Origin of the sequence: Acetivibrio ethanolgignens, assembly GCF_001461035.1 — a bacterium.
In the GTDB taxonomy this organism is placed as follows: domain Bacteria; phylum Bacillota; class Clostridia; order Lachnospirales; family Lachnospiraceae; genus Velocimicrobium; species Velocimicrobium ethanolgignens.
On record NZ_LNAM01000219.1, the window covers coordinates 52216 to 70519 of the forward strand.

General features: G+C 37.9%; 21 protein-coding genes and 1 pseudogene. 21 read left to right on the plus strand and 1 reads right to left on the minus strand.

Going from position 1 to position 18304, the window contains the following annotated elements:
- Nucleotides 1–264: 264 nt before the first annotated feature.
- Nucleotides 265–771 carry a GNAT family N-acetyltransferase gene (locus ASU35_RS17725; RefSeq protein WP_058354290.1) on the minus strand — a complete coding sequence of 169 codons (507 nt, stop codon included), beginning with the start codon at nucleotides 769–771 and terminating at the stop codon, nucleotides 265–267.
- Nucleotides 772–992: 221 nt separating this feature from the next.
- Here ASU35_RS17725 and ASU35_RS18975 point away from each other — a divergent pair, with 221 nt between their 5' ends.
- From ASU35_RS18975 to ASU35_RS17820, 21 genes and pseudogenes are all read left to right on the plus strand, one after another.
- Entirely contained in the window at nucleotides 993–1130 is a 138-nt protein-coding gene (locus tag ASU35_RS18975) for a FeoB-associated Cys-rich membrane protein (protein WP_083504380.1), read from the plus strand.
- An 11-nt stretch (nucleotides 1131–1141) separates the two neighbouring features.
- Nucleotides 1142–1729, plus strand: coding sequence for a DUF3793 family protein (locus tag ASU35_RS17730; RefSeq protein WP_058354291.1), 588 nt, complete (start codon nucleotides 1142–1144; stop codon nucleotides 1727–1729).
- Between the two features lie 28 nt (nucleotides 1730–1757).
- A complete protein-coding gene (locus ASU35_RS17735) occupies nucleotides 1758–2189 on the plus strand; it encodes a flavodoxin (RefSeq protein WP_058354292.1) in 432 nt (143 codons plus the stop codon).
- A gap of 87 nt (nucleotides 2190–2276) precedes the next feature.
- Nucleotides 2277–3317 carry a Gfo/Idh/MocA family protein gene (locus ASU35_RS17740; RefSeq protein WP_083504381.1) on the plus strand — a complete coding sequence of 347 codons (1041 nt, stop codon included), beginning with the start codon at nucleotides 2277–2279 and terminating at the stop codon, nucleotides 3315–3317.
- 124 nt (nucleotides 3318–3441) lie between these two features.
- The gene (locus tag ASU35_RS17745) at nucleotides 3442–4281 is read left to right on the plus strand and encodes a MerR family transcriptional regulator (protein ID WP_058354293.1); all 840 of its coding nucleotides are present in this window, start codon (nucleotides 3442–3444) and stop codon (nucleotides 4279–4281) included.
- 58 nt (nucleotides 4282–4339) lie between these two features.
- Nucleotides 4340–4696 (plus strand): annotated as a pseudogene (locus tag ASU35_RS17750) (AAA family ATPase); the annotation flags it as partial.
- 226 nt (nucleotides 4697–4922) lie between these two features.
- On the plus strand, nucleotides 4923–5567 hold the full coding sequence (locus ASU35_RS17755) for a metallophosphoesterase (RefSeq protein ID WP_058354294.1): 645 nt from the start codon (nucleotides 4923–4925) through the stop codon (nucleotides 5565–5567).
- Nucleotides 5568–5626: 59 nt separating this feature from the next.
- Nucleotides 5627–5752, plus strand: a complete 126-nt coding sequence (locus ASU35_RS20535; protein ID WP_278278089.1) for a hypothetical protein — start codon at nucleotides 5627–5629, stop codon at nucleotides 5750–5752.
- The gene (tnpA, locus tag ASU35_RS17760) at nucleotides 5697–6047 is read left to right on the plus strand and encodes an IS200/IS605 family transposase (protein WP_242861322.1); all 351 of its coding nucleotides are present in this window, start codon (nucleotides 5697–5699) and stop codon (nucleotides 6045–6047) included. Before ASU35_RS20535 ends, tnpA begins: the two co-directional genes overlap by 56 nt.
- 24 nt (nucleotides 6048–6071) lie before the next feature.
- Entirely contained in the window at nucleotides 6072–7175 is a 1104-nt protein-coding gene (gene tnpB, locus ASU35_RS17765) for an IS200/IS605 family element RNA-guided endonuclease TnpB (RefSeq protein ID WP_058354296.1), read from the plus strand.
- A 465-nt stretch (nucleotides 7176–7640) separates the two neighbouring features.
- Nucleotides 7641–8882: a zinc ribbon domain-containing protein gene (locus ASU35_RS17770; RefSeq protein WP_058354297.1), complete on the plus strand. Its 1242-nt coding sequence runs from the start codon at nucleotides 7641–7643 to the stop codon at nucleotides 8880–8882.
- Between the two features lie 217 nt (nucleotides 8883–9099).
- The gene (locus ASU35_RS17775) at nucleotides 9100–10035 is read left to right on the plus strand and encodes a hypothetical protein (protein WP_058354298.1); all 936 of its coding nucleotides are present in this window, start codon (nucleotides 9100–9102) and stop codon (nucleotides 10033–10035) included.
- A gap of 20 nt (nucleotides 10036–10055) precedes the next feature.
- Nucleotides 10056–11288, plus strand: a complete 1233-nt coding sequence (locus ASU35_RS17780; protein WP_058354299.1) for a DegT/DnrJ/EryC1/StrS family aminotransferase — start codon at nucleotides 10056–10058, stop codon at nucleotides 11286–11288.
- 26 nt (nucleotides 11289–11314) lie between these two features.
- Nucleotides 11315–12019: a sugar transferase gene (locus ASU35_RS17785; RefSeq protein WP_058354300.1), complete on the plus strand. Its 705-nt coding sequence runs from the start codon at nucleotides 11315–11317 to the stop codon at nucleotides 12017–12019.
- Nucleotides 12020–12052: 33 nt separating this feature from the next.
- On the plus strand, nucleotides 12053–13288 hold the full coding sequence (locus ASU35_RS17790) for a glycosyltransferase family 4 protein (RefSeq protein ID WP_058354301.1): 1236 nt from the start codon (nucleotides 12053–12055) through the stop codon (nucleotides 13286–13288).
- Between the two features lie 4 nt (nucleotides 13289–13292).
- Nucleotides 13293–14606, plus strand: a complete 1314-nt coding sequence (locus ASU35_RS17795) for a nucleotide sugar dehydrogenase (protein WP_058354302.1) — start codon at nucleotides 13293–13295, stop codon at nucleotides 14604–14606.
- 3 nt (nucleotides 14607–14609) lie between these two features.
- Nucleotides 14610–15341 carry a polysaccharide deacetylase family protein gene (locus tag ASU35_RS17800; RefSeq protein WP_058354303.1) on the plus strand — a complete coding sequence of 244 codons (732 nt, stop codon included), beginning with the start codon at nucleotides 14610–14612 and terminating at the stop codon, nucleotides 15339–15341.
- A 1-nt stretch (nucleotide 15342) separates the two neighbouring features.
- Nucleotides 15343–15894: a GNAT family N-acetyltransferase gene (locus ASU35_RS17805; protein ID WP_058354304.1), complete on the plus strand. Its 552-nt coding sequence runs from the start codon at nucleotides 15343–15345 to the stop codon at nucleotides 15892–15894.
- A 4-nt stretch (nucleotides 15895–15898) separates the two neighbouring features.
- A complete protein-coding gene (locus ASU35_RS17810) occupies nucleotides 15899–16633 on the plus strand; it encodes a WbqC family protein (RefSeq protein WP_058354305.1) in 735 nt (244 codons plus the stop codon).
- Entirely contained in the window at nucleotides 16630–17703 is a 1074-nt protein-coding gene (locus ASU35_RS17815) for a Gfo/Idh/MocA family protein (RefSeq protein WP_058354306.1), read from the plus strand. The genes ASU35_RS17810 and ASU35_RS17815 overlap by 4 nt, the downstream gene beginning before the upstream one ends.
- Complete coding sequence (locus ASU35_RS17820; protein WP_058354307.1) at nucleotides 17703–18182, plus strand: acyltransferase; 480 nt, start codon at nucleotides 17703–17705, stop codon at nucleotides 18180–18182. Before ASU35_RS17815 ends, ASU35_RS17820 begins: the two co-directional genes overlap by 1 nt.
- Nucleotides 18183–18304 lie beyond the last annotated feature (122 nt).

The window sequence follows — 18304 nt, forward strand, 5'->3', positions numbered from 1 at the left end:
AAAAAAGAGTGTTGGTATTATAGAGAATAAGCTATACGGAGAAGGGTTGATAATTCTTAAAAATGCATAGCCCACAGAGGCAAAAAACACGGAGGTTTTTTGAGCGGACTTGAGACAGGAGGTCGAATGTCCGCGTACTCGTTACTTGTAGTAAATGATATGCATTTTTTTAGAATTATCGCCCTTCGTAGTCCTAGCTTAAGAGCTATAATACCAACACTCTTTTCGTTTCTTGAAAATCAAAACAAATCTATAAACCAAAATTTATAAAAACAGCTCCATCAAATCAAAATCAATATATTTTCCATCAATTTTGAAAAATCCCTTGAAGGTTCCTATTTTCTGAAAACCAAATTTTTTATACAGACTGATAGCTCGTTCATTATCACTTCTAACCTCAAGGGATATAATGTCAACTTTGGCTGTTTCTTTGGCAAATTTTATGATTTTTTCAAGAAGCATACTTCCTACGCCCTGCCCCCATTCGGATTTCAGAACAGCAATTCCAAATTCTCCTCTATGGGAGATTCTTTCACCGGAACAGGAACGAAAGCTTGCATTACCGATGATTTGTCCATCTTTTTTAGCTACATAGAAAGCTTTTCTGGATGAATTTTGAAAGCTTTCCAGGAAGTTACGTTCTTCTTTGATAGTGATTTTAATACCATCGCTGCCAAAGGTCAGATTATCAGTTTCCCCACCCACTTTTCGTGTAAATTCAATATGAGCCTCTGCATCTTCTGGTGTAACTGCTAAAATAGTTATCTCCATAATCATCACCTCGTTTTTAATTTAGCTTATCATATCATATTTCTTCAGATAGTTCCATAGAAAAAATTATTGACAAAGGGTAGGGAAAAGTGATAATATATAAATGCATTAAAGAAAATGAAAGTCATTCTCAATAATGAAAAGATAACATTGCAGTGGTAAAACAATTTCGGCTTACATAATTTTCTTTTACCGGAGCAAGCTAAAAAGGAGGAAACTATATGGGAACAGCTGCTGTTGGAGCTTTGCTTGTATGTATTGTATGTATAATTGTAAAAGGTATGATAAAAGACAAAAGGGCAGGGAAGTCAATTCAGTGCGGAGGAGACTGTAAGCATTGCGGTGGCCACTGCCATTAAGGAGGTATGGTATGAGCAGAGAGCTGCTTGCGATTGTAGAAACAATGAATCAGAAAAGTCTGGAGGTTCAGCTGGCTTTGCAGTGTGCACCAGTACTGACAGGAATTAAAACAGCCAATCTTCTGATTATAGATAAGAACAGTGCTATGAATTTTCCTGGTGTTCTGGTGGGAGAAGGACTTTTTTACCGATTGCTTTATGAAGTAAGGGATAAGCTGGTTTATCTGATCTATGATAGAAATAAGCTGCTTGCTTATATGGAAAACCCGGAGGTTTTTAGAGTGCTTCAAATGCTGGGCTATCAAAGGGTAAAGCTTGAGGAAATTTTAGAGGAGATATCCCGCCGCTATGAAAGCTATATGAAGAATGAGAGAAGCTTTCCACATGAGTTGGGACTTTTATTAGGCTATCCGGTGGAGGATGTGATTGGTTTTATAGTTCATCAGGGACAGAATTTTCTCTATAAAGGTTACTGGAAGGTATATGAAAATCCAGAGCAGGCAAAGCAGCTATTTGAAGCCTTTGACCGGGCAACGGAAAGAGCCGTTATTACGATTTATCAGGGCAATAGTATAAAAAGTATTGTAAATGCGGTCTGAGAGTCCGCGGAATGGAGGATAATATAAAATGAGTGAAATTAAGATTATTTACTGGTCACAGACAGGGAATACGGAAATCATGGCAGGAGCAGTAGAAAAAGGTGTTAAGGCTGCTGGAAAGGAAGCGAAGATATTGACTGTAGGAGAGCTTTCTGCCAGTGAGCTTAAGGAAGAAACGGTATTTGCCCTTGGCTGCCCGGCTATGGGAGCAGAAGAGCTGGAGGAAAGCGAGATGGAGCCTTTTGTGCAGGAGCTGGAGGATTTTGTTTCGGGGAAAAAGCTCGCTTTATTTGGTGCCTATGGCTGGGGTGACGGCCAATGGATGCGTAACTGGGAGGATAGAATGAAGGCAGCCGGAGCTGAAATCCTTGGCGGCGAAGGAGTTATTTGTAATGAAACACCAGACGATGAGGCTTTGGCAGCCTGCGAGCAGCTTGGAAAGCTTCTGGCAGAAGCTTAGAAAAATCAGAAAGAATTGACATATAAATAAAAAAATGGTATAACCTGCTTGAGTGTGGTTATACCATTTTTTTAGGAGGAAATGTAAATGGGAAAAAATTACAGCTGGGCAATTCTGGGGACTGGAGTCGTTGCCAATGAAATGGCACAGGCTCTTCATAATGCAGGGAAAGAGATTTATGCCGTGGGGAATCGGACCTATGGAAAAGCACAGGCTTTTGCTGAAAAATATCAGGTTACCAAGGTATATGAGGATTTTCATGAAATGTTTTCTGATCCGCAGGTGGATGTTATATATATCACAACACCGCATAATACGCACATTGGTTTTTTGAGAGAGGCCTTAAAAAATGGAAAACATGTGCTGTGCGAGAAAGCAATTACCTTAAATAGTGAGGAGCTGTCAGAGGCAATAAAGCTTTCGAAGGAAAATCATGCTGTTTTGATGGAGGCTATGACGATTTTTCATATGCCGGTGCACAAAAAACTGTATAAGCTGATTCATTCAGGGCAGCTGGGAAAGGTTAATATGATTCAGCTGAATTTTGGCAGTTACAAGGAATATGATATGTCGAACCGCTTTTTTAATCGGAAGCTGGCTGGTGGAGCTATGCTGGATATCGGTGTATATGCAATTTCCCTGGCACGGCTCTATATGACGAAAACACCTGACCGGATAATGTCCCAGGTGAAATATGCACCGACAGGAGTAGATGAACAGGCGGGGATTCTTATGATGAATGAAGATGGACAGATGGTAACGATTTCTCTGACACTTCATTCTAAGCAGCCGAAGAGGGCGATGATTTCCTGCGATAAGGCTTATGTTGAAATTATGGAATATCCGAGGGCTGAGGAGGCTGTGATTACCTATACTCAGACAGGCGAACGTGAGGTTATCCGTGAAGGAGAAAGAAGTCGTGCTCTGCAATATGAGATGGAGGATATGGAGGCTGCGATAAACGGAGAGGATAAAGGCTTTCTGAATTTGACTATTGATGTTATGAAGATAATGACAGATATTCGGATGGAGTGGGGAATGAGATATCCGGAGGAGGAAAATATGGCTTCTATTATGGAAGCAGCAAAGCAGGCAGAGGGCATAACAGAACACATTGCTGCTTTTTAGATATGTATGAGGTTAAAATTTTTGGTATCATAAAGAGTGATTTTTGCTTAAATAAAAAAATTAAATTTGTGTATTGACTCTCTCGTAGCGTAACGGTTTAGGATAAAATTGAAAGGAGGAAGTAATGAAGACAGTCAAAGACGTGTCAGAGATAAGCGGAGTAAGCATAAGAACATTGAGATATTATGACGAAATTGGTTTATTAAAGCCGACGGAATTATCAGATGCAGGATATCGCTTATACGACAACAAAGCATTAGGAAGGTTACAGGAAATTATGTTCTTTAAAGAATTAGATATTCCATTAGAAGCTATAAAGAAAATAATGGATAATCCTAATTATGATAAAGAGCAGGCTTTATTAACTCAAAAAAATTTACTCGAGCAAAAGCGAAACCGACTAAATGGGATTATTGAGTTAATATCAGACGTGATGAAAGGAGTTAATACTATGAGCTTTGAGGCATTTAGCAATGACGAAATTCAGAAAATTTTAGACCATATATTGAGATGTATGTCAGAAGAATCACTTAAGCAGCAGATACTAAAATATGGGAGCGAGGAAAAATATCGGGAGCATTTGGCAGCAGGCTTTTTAAATGAACAAGCGATTGCAGATGTTTTTAAATGGTATGGCAGTAAAGAAAAGGCAATGGAAGCTATTCTGCAGTCAACTGGTGATGTTAAGGAATTGAAGCAGGAGCAGGACGAAAATGCTGAAATTTATAAGAAGTTTATGGTAGCCAAAGAAACTGGTGACGCTAATGTAGAAAAAGAAGCAGTCGAGCAGCTTGCACAAAATTATAAGGAGATGTTTAAACTTGATAATGCTAGAAGCATACTTTTGGATTTAGCAAGTGAATATCTGCAAAAACAGAAATTGGCCGAAGCGACAGACAGCCAATTTGGGAGCGGTTGTTCTGAATATGTTGCATATGCTATTCAGAAGTATTATGGTGTTTAATCTCTCTTAATATCGATATCATTAGCAGGAATAGAAAAGAGCTAAGGGCAGCAACTTCGATGGTTATGGTGGAAAGTCTATGCATTCCCAGTCACATGGAGAAAGCTTTCGTTCTTTAATGATGAACCGTTTCAGGGGAAATGGTATATATTTGCTAGATGAGCCAGAAGCAGCATTATCTCCCACAACACAGATGTCGATGCTGTGTATTTTAAAGGAATTAGAAAAAGTAGATTCTCAGTTTATTATTGTTACACATTCACCAATTCTGTTGGCATATCCAAATGCTGATATATACGAATTTGGCGAAGATGGAATTGAAAAAAAGGGGTATAAGGAAACGGAGCCTTACTTAGTAACAAAATCTTTTTTAGATAATCCAGAACAAATGCTAAACCTGTTGTTTGGGAAATAGAGGAGCATTTAGAAGCTTATTTTACTTAATGAGAGGATATGTGGTTCTATCAGCAGATGATGCTTACAAAAGAAGATTATCTGGGAACAAAAAAATGCCTCTTGATAATCAGAACGCAAGTGCTCCGACTTAAAATGGCTGTGTAGAAGGGAATTTATGAAAAGACTGCAGCTTATGAAAAACTAAAGGATATTCTAGTAGGAAAGAGAGGTATAAAAAATAGATTTTGACGGTAATAATATGTGGTATCGTAGCTTTTAATCTGGTAAAAATCATTCGGACTTCCTTAAAGAAGCTAGTGGAGAAAAATCAGTATGCATTAACGAATATCAGTGCTTCTGCTTACCAGGTAACTACAAGCTCTGCCCGGGTGTCACGGGTAATACAGACCAATTCTGCTATGAGTGAGGAATGTGCAGCTACCAGCGAGAAGCTTTCTAACCAGGCTTACCGTATGAGAGAGCAGCTTTCCAGCTACAATCTTGGTAATGGAGATAACCAGACAATGACAGCAAGAATGCCTGATTATAGCGCCGCTGTGCTGCTGACTTTTATAGTGTTATTTTTACTGTCTGGCTGTACAGCAGATGAAAGAGCAGGAAAGGATGTCCCGGAAGCTCCGGCATGGGAAGAAAGTAGCCGGATTCCGTGGACAGAAGAGGAAAATACCGTAAGGATTGTACAGATAACGGATCCTCATTTCTATTCCTTGTCTCTGACCGACCAGGGTAGCCGCTACCAGCGAGTTATGTCCAATGCTGCAGGAAGAGCAGCTTTGGATATTGGAACCCTTTTAGATTGTTTTGTAGAGGAAATGAAGAAGATTAAGCCGGATGTGGTGATTGTCAGTGGAGATTTGACTTTGAAATAAGGCTACCGCAATCCCACTGGCTTTAGACGGTGGGTTAAGGTTGCCAAAAGTGGTGGTTTATGTTATACTTTCGTTATGGGAACATGGAAATCAAAGAACAGACACAAGTATTTATTACAGTACCATATTATTTTCGTATGCAAGTACAGAAAGAAGCTGCTGACATCAAAGCAGATATCGGATGATATAAAACAGTTTTCTTACGAGATATGTCAAAAGCATAAGGTTATTATTAGATATATGGAAACAGATAAAGACCATATTCATTACATGATAGAAACAGAGCCGACAATGTCAGTCAGTAAAATCGTAAATCTAATGAAAAGTTATACAACATATCATATTTGGAAAAAATATCCGAATTATTTGAGAAAACATTTCTGGAAAGAGCATACCTTTTGGACGGATGGATATTTTGCGTGCAGTGTAGGGAACGTTTCAGAAGAAATGCTCCGAAAATACATAGAAAATCAAGGATAACAATAGGCAAGGCGGTGTTTGTTGATGTTAAAAGCATATAAATACAGAATATATCCTAATAATGAGCAGAGAGCACAAATAGCAAAAACATTTGGCTGTTGTCGTTTTGTTTACAATCATACTTTAGCATATAGGAGAGAAATCTATGAGAAAGAGAAAAAGTCTGTCAGTAAAACAGACTGTAATAATTACTGCAATCGGGAATTAAAGAAGAACTACGAATGGCTTAAGGAAGTGGATAAATTTGCCCTAACTAACGCAATTTATAACATGGATTCTGCATATCAGAAATTTTTCAAAGAACATGCAGGTTACCCGAAGTTTAAGAGTAAGCATGACAGCCATAAATCATACACAACGAATTTTACAAATGGCAATATAGCGGTAGATTTTGAGAATGTCAAAATAAAACTGCCTAAATTAAAGGAAGTAAAAGCAAAACTGCATAGAAATTTCAGTGGGCAGATAAAGTCTGCAACAGTATCGCAGACACCAAGTGGAAAGTATTATGTATCAATATTGGTGGAAACAGAGCATGAAGAACTACAACATACCAATCATAATACAGGATTAGATTTAGGAATTAAAGATTTATGCATTACTTCCGATGGGAAGAAATACGAAAATCCAAAAACCATCAAGAAATATGAGAAGAAACTGGTAAAATTGCAAAGGCAGTTAGCACACAAAGAAAAGAGAAGTCAAAATTACTACAAAACCAAGAAAAAGATAGCATTATGCCATGAGAAAATAACAAATACCAGAAAAGATTATCTGCACAAGATGTCTCATGAGATTATCAGCGAAAACCAAGTGATAGTTTCGGAAAATTTACAGATAAAAAATATGGTAAAAAATCATCATCTGGCAAAATCAATAACAGATGTATCATGGTATGAGCTGACAAGACAGTTAGAGTACAAAGCAAAGTGGAATGGCAGGGAATATGTAAAAATAGATACATTTTATGCGAGCAGCCAGTTGTGTTCCACTTGCGGACACCAAAATACAGAGACGAAAAAACTGTCAGTAAGGGAATGGGTATGTCCTGTCTGTGGAACAAAGCATGACAGAGATATCAATGCTGCGAAGAATATATTGGCAGAGGGATTAAGAAAAATAGCATAAGAGAATTACTGGGTAGGGCAGGGACTGCCCGAATTAACGCCTGTGGAGATAGTAGGTTGCGAGGTCAATGAAGCAGGAAGCCCATTGGCTTTAGACAATGGGTAGTTCACTCTAAATGCCCCTGCATTATTACTGGGCTATATGAGACCTATTGTTGCTAATATTACCAATTTTTCTGGTTTCCCACCATATAATTTGCCATTTATTAATTTTAAAGAGTAAAAGGAACCCCACGAAAATCGCGGGGTTTTCGTATTAGAAAATGATGTCAGTAACTCTGATTTGCTGGAAAACAAATTTTTTAGGTAAAATGCGGAATTCTAAAGCATAAACTGGAATATTAAGGCATTGACGAAATAAGCAATATGAGATATACTAAAAATCGGATAAAAAATAAATAAAATAAAAAGGCGTTTCGCTAAGGTATCCCCTTAGCGAAATGCCTTTGAAAGTGTGACGAAATTCATGGAAAGAAAACCTGGTTATCATACCATAACCTACCGGTTCCGTCTGTATTGTGATCACAGAGAGTGGCTTGAGTACACAAAGGAAATCTATAATCAGGTGCTTGAGTTTTACTATCAGGTACTGGAAAAAGAGCCTGAGCTTGCAAAGCAGACTTCCAGACAGAAGCTTTTGCGGCAGCTGGAGCTTTTAACAATCGGTGCCAGAGGGCAGAAAAAGGAAAGTATAGAGTACCCTTTTCCTTATGGAAAGGTACCTTTGTATTTTCGGCGGGCTGCTGTGAGTGACGCGATTCGTCTTTACCGAAGCCGTACAGCCAGACTGGAAGCTACAGCAAAGCCAGGAGGGCACCGGGCTGCTCCGATTTTTTATAAGGGAATGTATAAGGAATTCACCAGTACCTCGGTTTTATTAAAGCTGTGGAATGGTGAGAAATGGATCTGGGAAAGCTGCGGTTTGGACAGCTGTGGACGTAAATGGCCGGATACAGGAGCTATGATGTCACCGGTGCTTAAGCTGGAAGGAAAACGGGCAATGCTCCATGTGCCAATCCGGGAGGAGATAGCAGATGTAAGACCAGTCAGAGAGCGCTTGCCGGAAACAGAGGCTATCTGTGCAGCAGCCTTTCCAGGTAATGACTGTATGGCAGTACTGGTCATATTAGGGAAGGATGGAGGTCTAAGAGAAAGCCACTTTATCCGTGGGGGAAGCCAGTTTGCCCATGAAAAGAAAAAGCTTTTAAACCGGATTCGTAAGAATCAGGAAAGCATGGGAGGAAGAAAAAGGCAGGTTTCGGAGAAGGAAAACAGCTATTTAAAGAGAAAAATAAGGAATTTATCGGAGCACTATGCTCATCAGGTGAGCCGTCAGATAGTAGAATTCTGCGAGGAGCAGAAGGTAACTATCCTTGTAGTACCAGGCTATCGGCAGCCCATCAATTTAAATGAGATGGGGTATCTCTTAGCAACCAGCTATGACTGGATTGGCAGAAGAATCATCCAGTATCTTCGTTACAAGGCTTTTGGTAAAGGAATTATCGTAACCTCAGTCAGCACGAAGAATATCGCAAAAAACTGCCATATCTGTGGCGAACCGGTAAAACGTTTTAATAAAGAAAATAAACCTGCCTGTAACTATTATGGCGGAAAGAATTATATCTGTCCGAATGGACACAAAGGAAACGCTTATTTTAATACAGCAATGAATGTTGGATTGCGATTCCTTCAGGAAATAGAAACTTAATTATTCAAATTATAAATCCCAGACAGAAATGCAGGGGTGAGGTCTGTGGCCATAGGCGGCAGGCTTTGGGTACAGCATCGCCGTTTTCTGCCTCGCGATAGCAGGCAGGGGAAAAGATGCTGGAAGTTATTAAAAAATTGAAAGAAAAAGTGCAGAGCCTGCCAGGATTTCCAAAGAAAATCAAGATGGCGGGCTGAAAGTGCGGTAAGGAGAAAACGTGAAGCAGAAAAGTTGGATGAAACGGTATGGAATCCATGCGGTGATATGTACTGTGATTATAGCAGTGGCATTTGGAATCAACCGTAAAATAAATATAGATAGAAGTCATGTATATACCTTGTCTACAGGGACGATTGTATTAGAAAGGTTGACAGAGTTTAAGGCAGAGAGTGGAAAATATATTTTTAAGGGCTGGGGATTTGACCCTAAAAATTACAGTGAAAATACAAAATGTGAGCTGATATTGCAGGACACAGAAACGGGAGAAGCTCTTTGGCCAACAATGGATAAAAATCCTGAAAAACAGGAGATTGAGGAACGCTATGTAGATGGAGGAGATTATACTGCCGGTAGCTTTGCAGGAAAGATTACAGAAAGGAAAGTAGATAAAGATAAAGCATATGAAATTTTACTTCGGTATACTTCAGAAACAAAGAACGAAGCTGGTGAAGCTCAGCCATATATAGCGACAGTGACTACCAATGATTTTTTATATCAGGGGGAAGTCACAGAATATAATCCAAAGACCTTTGTGGCACCACAGATTGTAGGAACGACATTGGAGAAGGAATTGGAAGGGGCAAGGCTCTTTCATTATTTTGAAGAAGGAATGTGGGTGTATATCAAGGGTGGGAAAATGTATTATGTGTTGGATGATGAGGCATTTCCACTTAAAAGATATCCAAATGGTTATATGGCAGTAAACTGGTTGTCTACCAATCATGATAAGATCCCAGAAGATTATCAGCAGTATGGAGGCGGAAATGCAGATTTTGAATTTATGAGTTGCTATGTGCCAGAATTGAGTTTTAGTAATTATAAAGTTGCAATTAGGGAAATTCCATCACAATATACAACTGTATTATATGTAAGGTTTCATGACAGAGATAGTGCATCAGCGATATTTGGAATTAGGAAACAATTAAAAGAATAATAGAAGGTAAGGAAGACGATATGAATATTCCATTTTCACCGCCAGACATTAGCGAGGCAGAAATAGAAAAGGTTACAGAGGTGCTACGCTCTGGTTGGATTACCACTGGACCGAAAACGAAGGAATTTGAAGAAAGAATAGCAGAATATTGCGGAAACAAAAAGGCAGTCTGCCTCAATTCAGCTACAGCCGCCATGGAACTGACATTACGGATTTTGGGTGTAGGTGAGGGTGATGAGGTTATTGTACCAGCTTACACTTATACAGCCACAGCTAGTGTAGTCTGTCATGTGGGTGCTAGACTTGTGATGGTGGATACAGCGAAAGATTCTTTTGAAATGGATTACGAGAAGCTGGAAGCTGCCATAACTGAGAAAACAAAGGTTATTATACCGGTAGATTTGGCAGGTGTGCTTTGTGATTATAGAAGAATTTTTGAGATTGTTGAAAAGAAAAAATCCTTGTTTCACCCTATTAATGAGATTCAGAAAAATTTTGGAAGAATTATTGTTATGGCAGATGCGGCTCATGGATTTGGAGCCTTTCAATTAAATGAGAAAAAGCAGAAAGAAATGTGTGGAGCGATAGCAGATTTCACCTGTTTTTCATTTCATGCGGTCAAGAACCTGACTACCGCAGAAGGTGGAGCAGTAACATGGCGGGAAAGAAAAGGAATAGATTCACAAGAAATTTATCAAAAATATATGCTGTTGTCTCTACATGGACAGTCAAAGGATGCGTTGGCGAAGACGCAGATAGGTGCATGGGAATATGATATCGTTGCACCATACTATAAATGCAATATGACCGATATTATGGCGGCGATTGGATTGGGGCAGTTAGACAGATACGAAGATTTGTTGGAGTATAGGAAAGAAATTGTAGAAAAGTATGATTATGCTGTTGAAGAATGGAATAAAAAACATTCGAGGAAGATACACAGGCTTTCCCATATAACTAAAGAGAAAGTATCCAGCTGTCATCTGTACCTGATTCGTATTGATGGCTTGGAAGAACAGCAGAGAAATATGGTCATTACGAAAATGGCAGAAAAGGGAGTTGCAACAAATGTACATTATAAGCCGCTTCCTATGTTATCTGCATACAAAAACCAGGGATTTAAGATAGAAGATTATCCCAATGCATATAGTCTTTATAAGAATGAGATTACACCTCCGCTACATACAAAGCTTACAGATAAAGAAGTAGAGTACATTATAGAGCAATTGTTTGCAGTCTTAGAGAATGTGTAGAGATTAGAATCCAGAGGAAATCAGGTATGAAGAAGAAAGAACAATCACAATTAAAGCCATGGGAAGAACTTCCGAAACAGATGAAAAATCCAGAAGTGAGACATTACTATGAACTATTACAGAAGAAATCCGGACAGATAAAAATTAAGAGGATTTTTGACAGGGTTCTTGCATGGGTTATGATTGTATTTTTGACTCCTATAATGTTTTGTATTGCGGCTCTGATTTACAAGGATTCAGGAAGCCCTGTTTTTTTTCGGCAGGTCAGAGTGACCCAATATGGGAAAAAATTTCGAATTTATAAGTTTCGCACTATGATATCTGACGCAGATAAACAGGGACCAGCAGTGACAGGAGCAGCAGACAGCCGTATTACAAAAATTGGAGCTTTTCTTAGAAAAACACGATTGGATGAGTTGCCACAATTATTCAATATTGCATTAGGTGAAATGAGCTTTGTAGGAACCAGACCAGAGGTGCCGGTTTATGTGGAAAAGTATACCCCTAAGATGTGGGCAACACTTCTATTGCCAGCGGGAGTAACATCACTCACCAGCATCAAATTTAAGGACGAAGCAGAGCTTTTAAAAGATGCAGATGATGTGGAGACTGTATATGTCAAAGAAATCCTGCCACAGAAGATGAAATGGAATCTGAAATATCTGAAGGAATTCAGTTTTTGGAAAGATATCAGGATTATGATACAGACTGTATTGGCAGTAGTGCAATAAGTCTTATGAAAAAGTACAGGAGTATAGATAAGAATGAAAGTATGGATTATTAATCACTATGCCATTCCACCAAGTCTGGGTGGTCTAGTGAGACATTATTACTTTTCCAAGTATCTGCAGGAAAAGGGGCATGAGGTAAAAATATTTACTGCCAGCAAGATACATAATACAGATGTCAATATGATTACAGATAACAAATCCTATATAGAGAAAGATATGGACGGTGTGATTTATGCCTTTGTGAGAACCAGTGATTATAAAGGGAATGGGATTGACCGGATTATCAATATGCTTCAGTTCCCAATACGGATTTGGAGTGTATGTAGGAAGTTTGAGAAACCGGATGTTATTTATACATCATCACCAAGTCCTTTAACAGCGGTTTCAGCAGTTATTATGGCAAAAGTGTTGAAAGTAAAAAAAGTGGTAGAAATTCGAGATTTATGGCCAGAGTCAATAGTGGAATATAACGAAATTTCACGAAGAAACCCAATTATTCAGATTTTGTATCAGTTAGAAAAATGGTTATATAAAAATGCCGATGAACTAATTTTTACAATGGAAGGTGGAAAAAAATATATTAAGGAAAGAGGATGGGCAAAAGAAATTAATCCTCAAAAAATATACCATATTAATAATGGAGTAGATTTAGAGGAATTTGAATATAGCAGAGAACATTTCCAAATTGAGGATGAAGATTTGGAAAATGAGGATATCTTTAAGGTAGTATATGCTGGCTCTATACGAAAAGTAAATAACTTGGAAATATTAATTGAAAGTGCAAGGTTGCTTAAACAGGAAAAAAGTAATATTAAATTTCTGATATGGGGTGATGGAAATGAAAAACAAGAATTAGAAAAACAGTGTAATAAGTTGAAATTAAAAAATATCGTTTTTAAAGGAAAAGTAGAAAAAAAATATATTCCGTATATAGTGAGTAAAGCCGACGTGAATTTTATGCATGGGAAATATACGGGTATTATGCGTTTTGGCTGTAGTTCCAATAAACTGTTTGACTATTTGGCAGCAGGAAAAACGATTTTAACAGATATTAATCCAAGCTATAACCTTGTAGAAAAATACCACTGCGGAGTAACCATTGAGGGGGATGAGCCAGAAAAAATTGTAGAAAAGCTACTTGAATTGGAAAAAGAGAGAGTATTTTTACAAGAAAAATATGAAAATAATGCAAAAGAGCTTTCAAAAAAATATGATTTTAAGCTATTAACAAATAAATTAGAAGAAATTTTACAAAAGGTGGAGAAATAGAAAAATGAAAGAGCTACTATTAAAAAAAATTAAAGAAAAAGCCATCAGGGTAGGGGTGGTTGGTCTTGGCTATGTAGGGCTTCCTCTTGCGGTGGAAAAGGCAAAAGCTGGATTTAAAACTATTGGTTTTGATGTGCAATCTGCAAAAGTTGATATGGTTAATCGTGGTGAAAATTATATTGGTGATGTTGTGGATAAAGAGTTGAAAAACATTGTTGAAAGTGGAATGCTATCTGCAACATCCGATTTCAGTTTTATCAAGGATGTTGATTTTGTGGCTATCTGTGTTCCTACGCCACTGGATTCCCACCAACAGCCGGATATCAGTTATGTAAAGTCTTCTACAGAAGCGATTTCTAAGTATTTGAAGAAAAATACAATGGTTGTTCTAGAGTCCACTACTTATCCAGGAACCACAGAGGAGTTGATTAAGCCGATTTTGGAAGAAGGTTCCGGGCTGAAATGTGGAGAAGACTTTTATCTTGGTTTTTCACCAGAGCGTGTTGATCCAGGAAACTTAATATATAAGACAAAAAATACTCCTAAGGTGGTTGGAGCCATCGGAGAAGATGCAACGGAAGTCATTGCAGAGATGTATCGTGCCGTATTGGAAGGTGATGTTCATGAGGTTTCGTCTCCAGCAGTAGCCGAGATGGAGAAAATTCTTGAGAATACATATCGAAATGTCAACATTGGCTTAGTAAATGAGCTGACAATGCTCTGCAATCGTATGGGCATTAATTTCTGGGAAGTGGTAGATGCTGCTAAGACAAAACCATATGGTTTCCAGGCATTCTACCCGGGACCGGGCTTAGGCGGTCACTGTATCCCACTTGACCCATATTATTTATCTTGGAAAGCAAGAGAATATGGTTTTCATACTTCCATGATTGAAAGTTCTATGATGGTGAATGACCGCATGCCAGAATACTGTGTAGAAAGAGCTGGAAAGATTTTAAATCGTTTCAAGAAAGCGTTAAATGATTCCAAGGTTCTTGTATTAGGGGTTGCTTATAAGCAGGATATTGATGATTACCGTGAAAGCCCGGCTATTCGCGTGATTGGGGTATTGAAAAGAGAAGGGGCAGAGGTAGAATATTATGACCCTTGGGTGGCAAAGTATAAAGAACATGGACAAGTTGTTACTGGGTTAAAAGAAATTAATCCAAAGGTTGTAAAAGGCTATGACTTGGTTATGATAACGACTGCACACACAAACGTAGATTATCAGATGGTACAGGAGAACGCAAAAGTTATTTTTGATACCAAGAATGTAATGAAAGCCATTCAGAATAGAGAGAATATAGAGGTATTGTAAAATATGGAAATGAAGTTTACATACGGTTCATATGCAGCACTAATTAAGCTATTAAAGGAATATCAGTATCAGATAACGGATTACCATAGTTATAGAAAATATGAAAAAAGTGTGATTCTAAGACATGATATAGATTATGACATCAGCAAAGCCATCGAATTTGCGAAATATGAGCAAAGCTTAGGTGTGTGTTCAACATATTTTGTTTTATTAAGCAGTGACTTTTATAATCTGTGTTCTAAAAGAGTGTTTGAAGCAGTGCAAGAAATAGCTTCCTGCGGACATGAAATAGGATTGCATTTTGATGAAACAAAGTATAAAGCAAAAAATATGTCAGATATGAGTAGATATATAGAAAAAGAAATAGAACTTATGGAAAACATATTACAATTACCCATAAAGACAGTTTCAATGCATAGACCATCTGAAGAGGTATTGAGGGCTGATTTGAAGTTTCCTGAAATAGTAAATAGTTATGGAAAGATTTTTTTTGAAGAATTTAAGTATGTGTCAGATTCCAGAATGGCTTGGAGAGAAGATATTTTTGGAATCATCCAAAAAGAAGAGAGAAAGAAACTGCATATTTTAACGCATCCATTTTGGTATGCAGAAGAGGAAGAAGAGACCGGAAAAAAATTAGAACAGTTTTTAAAAGAAGCATATATAGAGCGGTATATCAGTTTAAGTTCTAATTTTAGAAATCTGGAAGAATATGTGGGGCTGAAGAAAGAGTAGTATGAACAGAAACATAAATAGAAAAATATGTGAAGAGGGACTAGAGTCAGAACGTCTTTATTATAGAAAGTTGCGTTTAGACGATGTACAGGATATGTTCGAGTATGCTTCTAAGGGGGAAACTTGCCGTTTTTTAAAATGGGGACCATATATAGGTATAAGTCAGGTAGAAAAATTTATTGGCGAAAAAATATATAATTATCAAGCCCCAGAAGATATTTTATTTGGAATAGAACTTAAAGAAGTGAAGAAATTAATTGGTGTTATTCGTATTTATAACATTACAGAAAAAAATGCGGATGTTTCTTATGTTTTAAATCCATTATTTACTGGAAAAGGATATATGACAGAAACGGTTAAAAATATGATTGAGTTATGTTTCCAAAAATTGCAGCTTACAGTAGTCCAGGCTTACTTTGTTGAGGATAATATCCGTTCTGAAAAAGTAATGATAAATTCTGGAATGCAAAAAGACGAATCATATGAAGCTTATGAAGTAATTAAAGGAAAAACAAGAAGAGTATTAAGATATCGGACAGAAAGGGGGAACTGAAAAAATGAAAGTTGCGATTCATCAACCGCATTATTTCCCGTGGCTGGGATATATGGATAAAATGGCAAAAGCGGAGAAATTTATCGTTTTAGATGAGGTACAGCTTACGGACCGTTCTCCGATGGTCAGGAATAAATTTCTTACATTTAATGGGGAGGAAGCAATTCTTTCATTAAGTATCCAAAAAAAGGGGTACAGAGAGAAAAAAACGCGGGATATAGAACTATTCAATATAGAAGAGATACAAAAGAAGCACCGGAGATTTTTTGAGTGTAATTATAAAAAGGCTAATTATTTTGGTGAGATAATGGAACGGATTGCCCCAATTTTTGAACGTCCATATTATAATCTGCTGGATATAGAAATGGACACCATAAATTTGATTAAAGAATTATTGGATATAAAAACAGAATTAATTTATCAAAGTGATTTGCTATATGACAAAGAAAGCAAGAAAAGTAATTTGATGAAAACCTTGTGTTCTTCTGTTGGTGCTGATATCTATTTATCTGGAAATGGTGCAAGAAAGTATATGGATGTAGAAAGCTTTAAGGAGGACGGCATCGGAGTCGTTTATCAGAACTTTGAATATCCTGTATATCAACAGTTTCACCAGGAGATATTTGTACCTAATTTATCGTCTGTTGATATGTTATTTCATTTAGGGATAGATGGTTCTAAAGAAGTTTTTTGGAATAATGTAAAAAAGGGAAAAGTGTTTGAAGGAGAAGAAAGATGAGATACGCATTAATTGGATGTGGAAGGATTTCCACTAACCACATAAAAGCAGCCATTAACAACCAATTAGAGTTGGTTGCTGCGTGTGATATAGTACCAGAGCATATGGAAAATGTTTTGGTAAAGCATGGTTTACAGGAGAGTACGACAATCAAACGCTATACCGATTACAAAAAAATGATAGAAGAAAACCAACTCGACTTAATCAGTATTGCCACAGAAAGTGGTTTACACGGTGAAATCGCACTTTATTGTATCGAACATGGAATCCATGTGATTATTGAAAAGCCAATGGCGATGTCTTTGGAAGAAGCAGACAGGATCATTACTCTATCAGAAGAAAAGGGTGTAAAAGTGGCAGCTTGCCATCAAAACCGCTTTAATATCGCAGTACAGGAAATGAGGCAGGCCTTGGTGGCTGGACGCTTTGGAAAGCTTTCCCATGGTTCAATTCATGTACGCTGGAACCGGAATAAGGATTATTATACCCAGGCACCATGGCGTGGCACATGGTCACAGGACGGTGGAGCTTTGATGAACCAGTGTATTCATGGAATTGACTTGCTCCGCTGGATGCTGGGTGATGAAGTGGAAAGTGTCTATGGAGTGACGAGACAACAGTTTCACCATTATCTGGAAGCAGAAGATCTTGGTATGGCGGTAGTGAAATTTAAAAATGGAGCCATAGCTACGATTGAGGGGACAACTAACGTCTATCCGCAGAATCTGGAGGAAACCCTTTACTTGTTTGGGGAAAAGGGAACGGTGAAGCTGGGTGGTAAATCTACGAATAACATTGATGTCTGGGACTTTGCAGATGAGACAGAAGAAGATGTTAAGAACAAGGGATTGGAAGAAGTAACCAGTAATGTGTATGGAAATGGACATACCAGCTTGTTTGCAGATATGATTAAGGCGATTGAAGAAGACAGGCAGCCTTATGTAGATGCCTATGCAGGGAGAAGGGCACTAGAAATGGTACTGGCAATCTATAAGAGTCAGAAGACTGGAGAAGTAGTGAAATTTCCGGTGACTGATTTTGCAAGTACAGATATGCAGGGAGAATTTTAATGGGAGAAAAAAAATATTTTGTACATGAGAGCAGTTATATAGATAATAATGTAGAAATTGGCGAAGGAACAAAAATATGGCATTTCTGTCATATTCAGTCTGGAGCCAGGATTGGAAGAAACTGTACAATCGGACAGAATGTGTATATTGGAAGGAATGTACAGATTGGAAATGATGTAAAGATACAAAATAATGTATCTGTGTATGAAGGTGTTACCTTGGAAGACGGTGTATTTTGTGGACCTTCCTGTGTTTTTACGAATGATTTGACTCCAAGAGCAAGATTCCCAAAGGGGAGGGAGAATTTTGTAAAAACCTTAGTAAAAGAAGGGGCAACAATTGGTGCCAATGCAACGATTGTGTGCGGAAATACAATTGGAAAGGATGCTATGGTATCTGCAGGAGCAGTGGTTACAAAAGATGTGCCTGAAGGGAAGCTGGTGGTAGGAGTACCAGCCCGGGTGAAATCAAATAATTAAAAGATAGCAAATTATTATCATGTCGGTGCAGATATATCTTTTCATGCAACCTTAAAAAGATGTTAGATGCCTTTTATTTAACTTTGCCAAGTAGAGAACCAGTATATTTGGATGAAATTGAA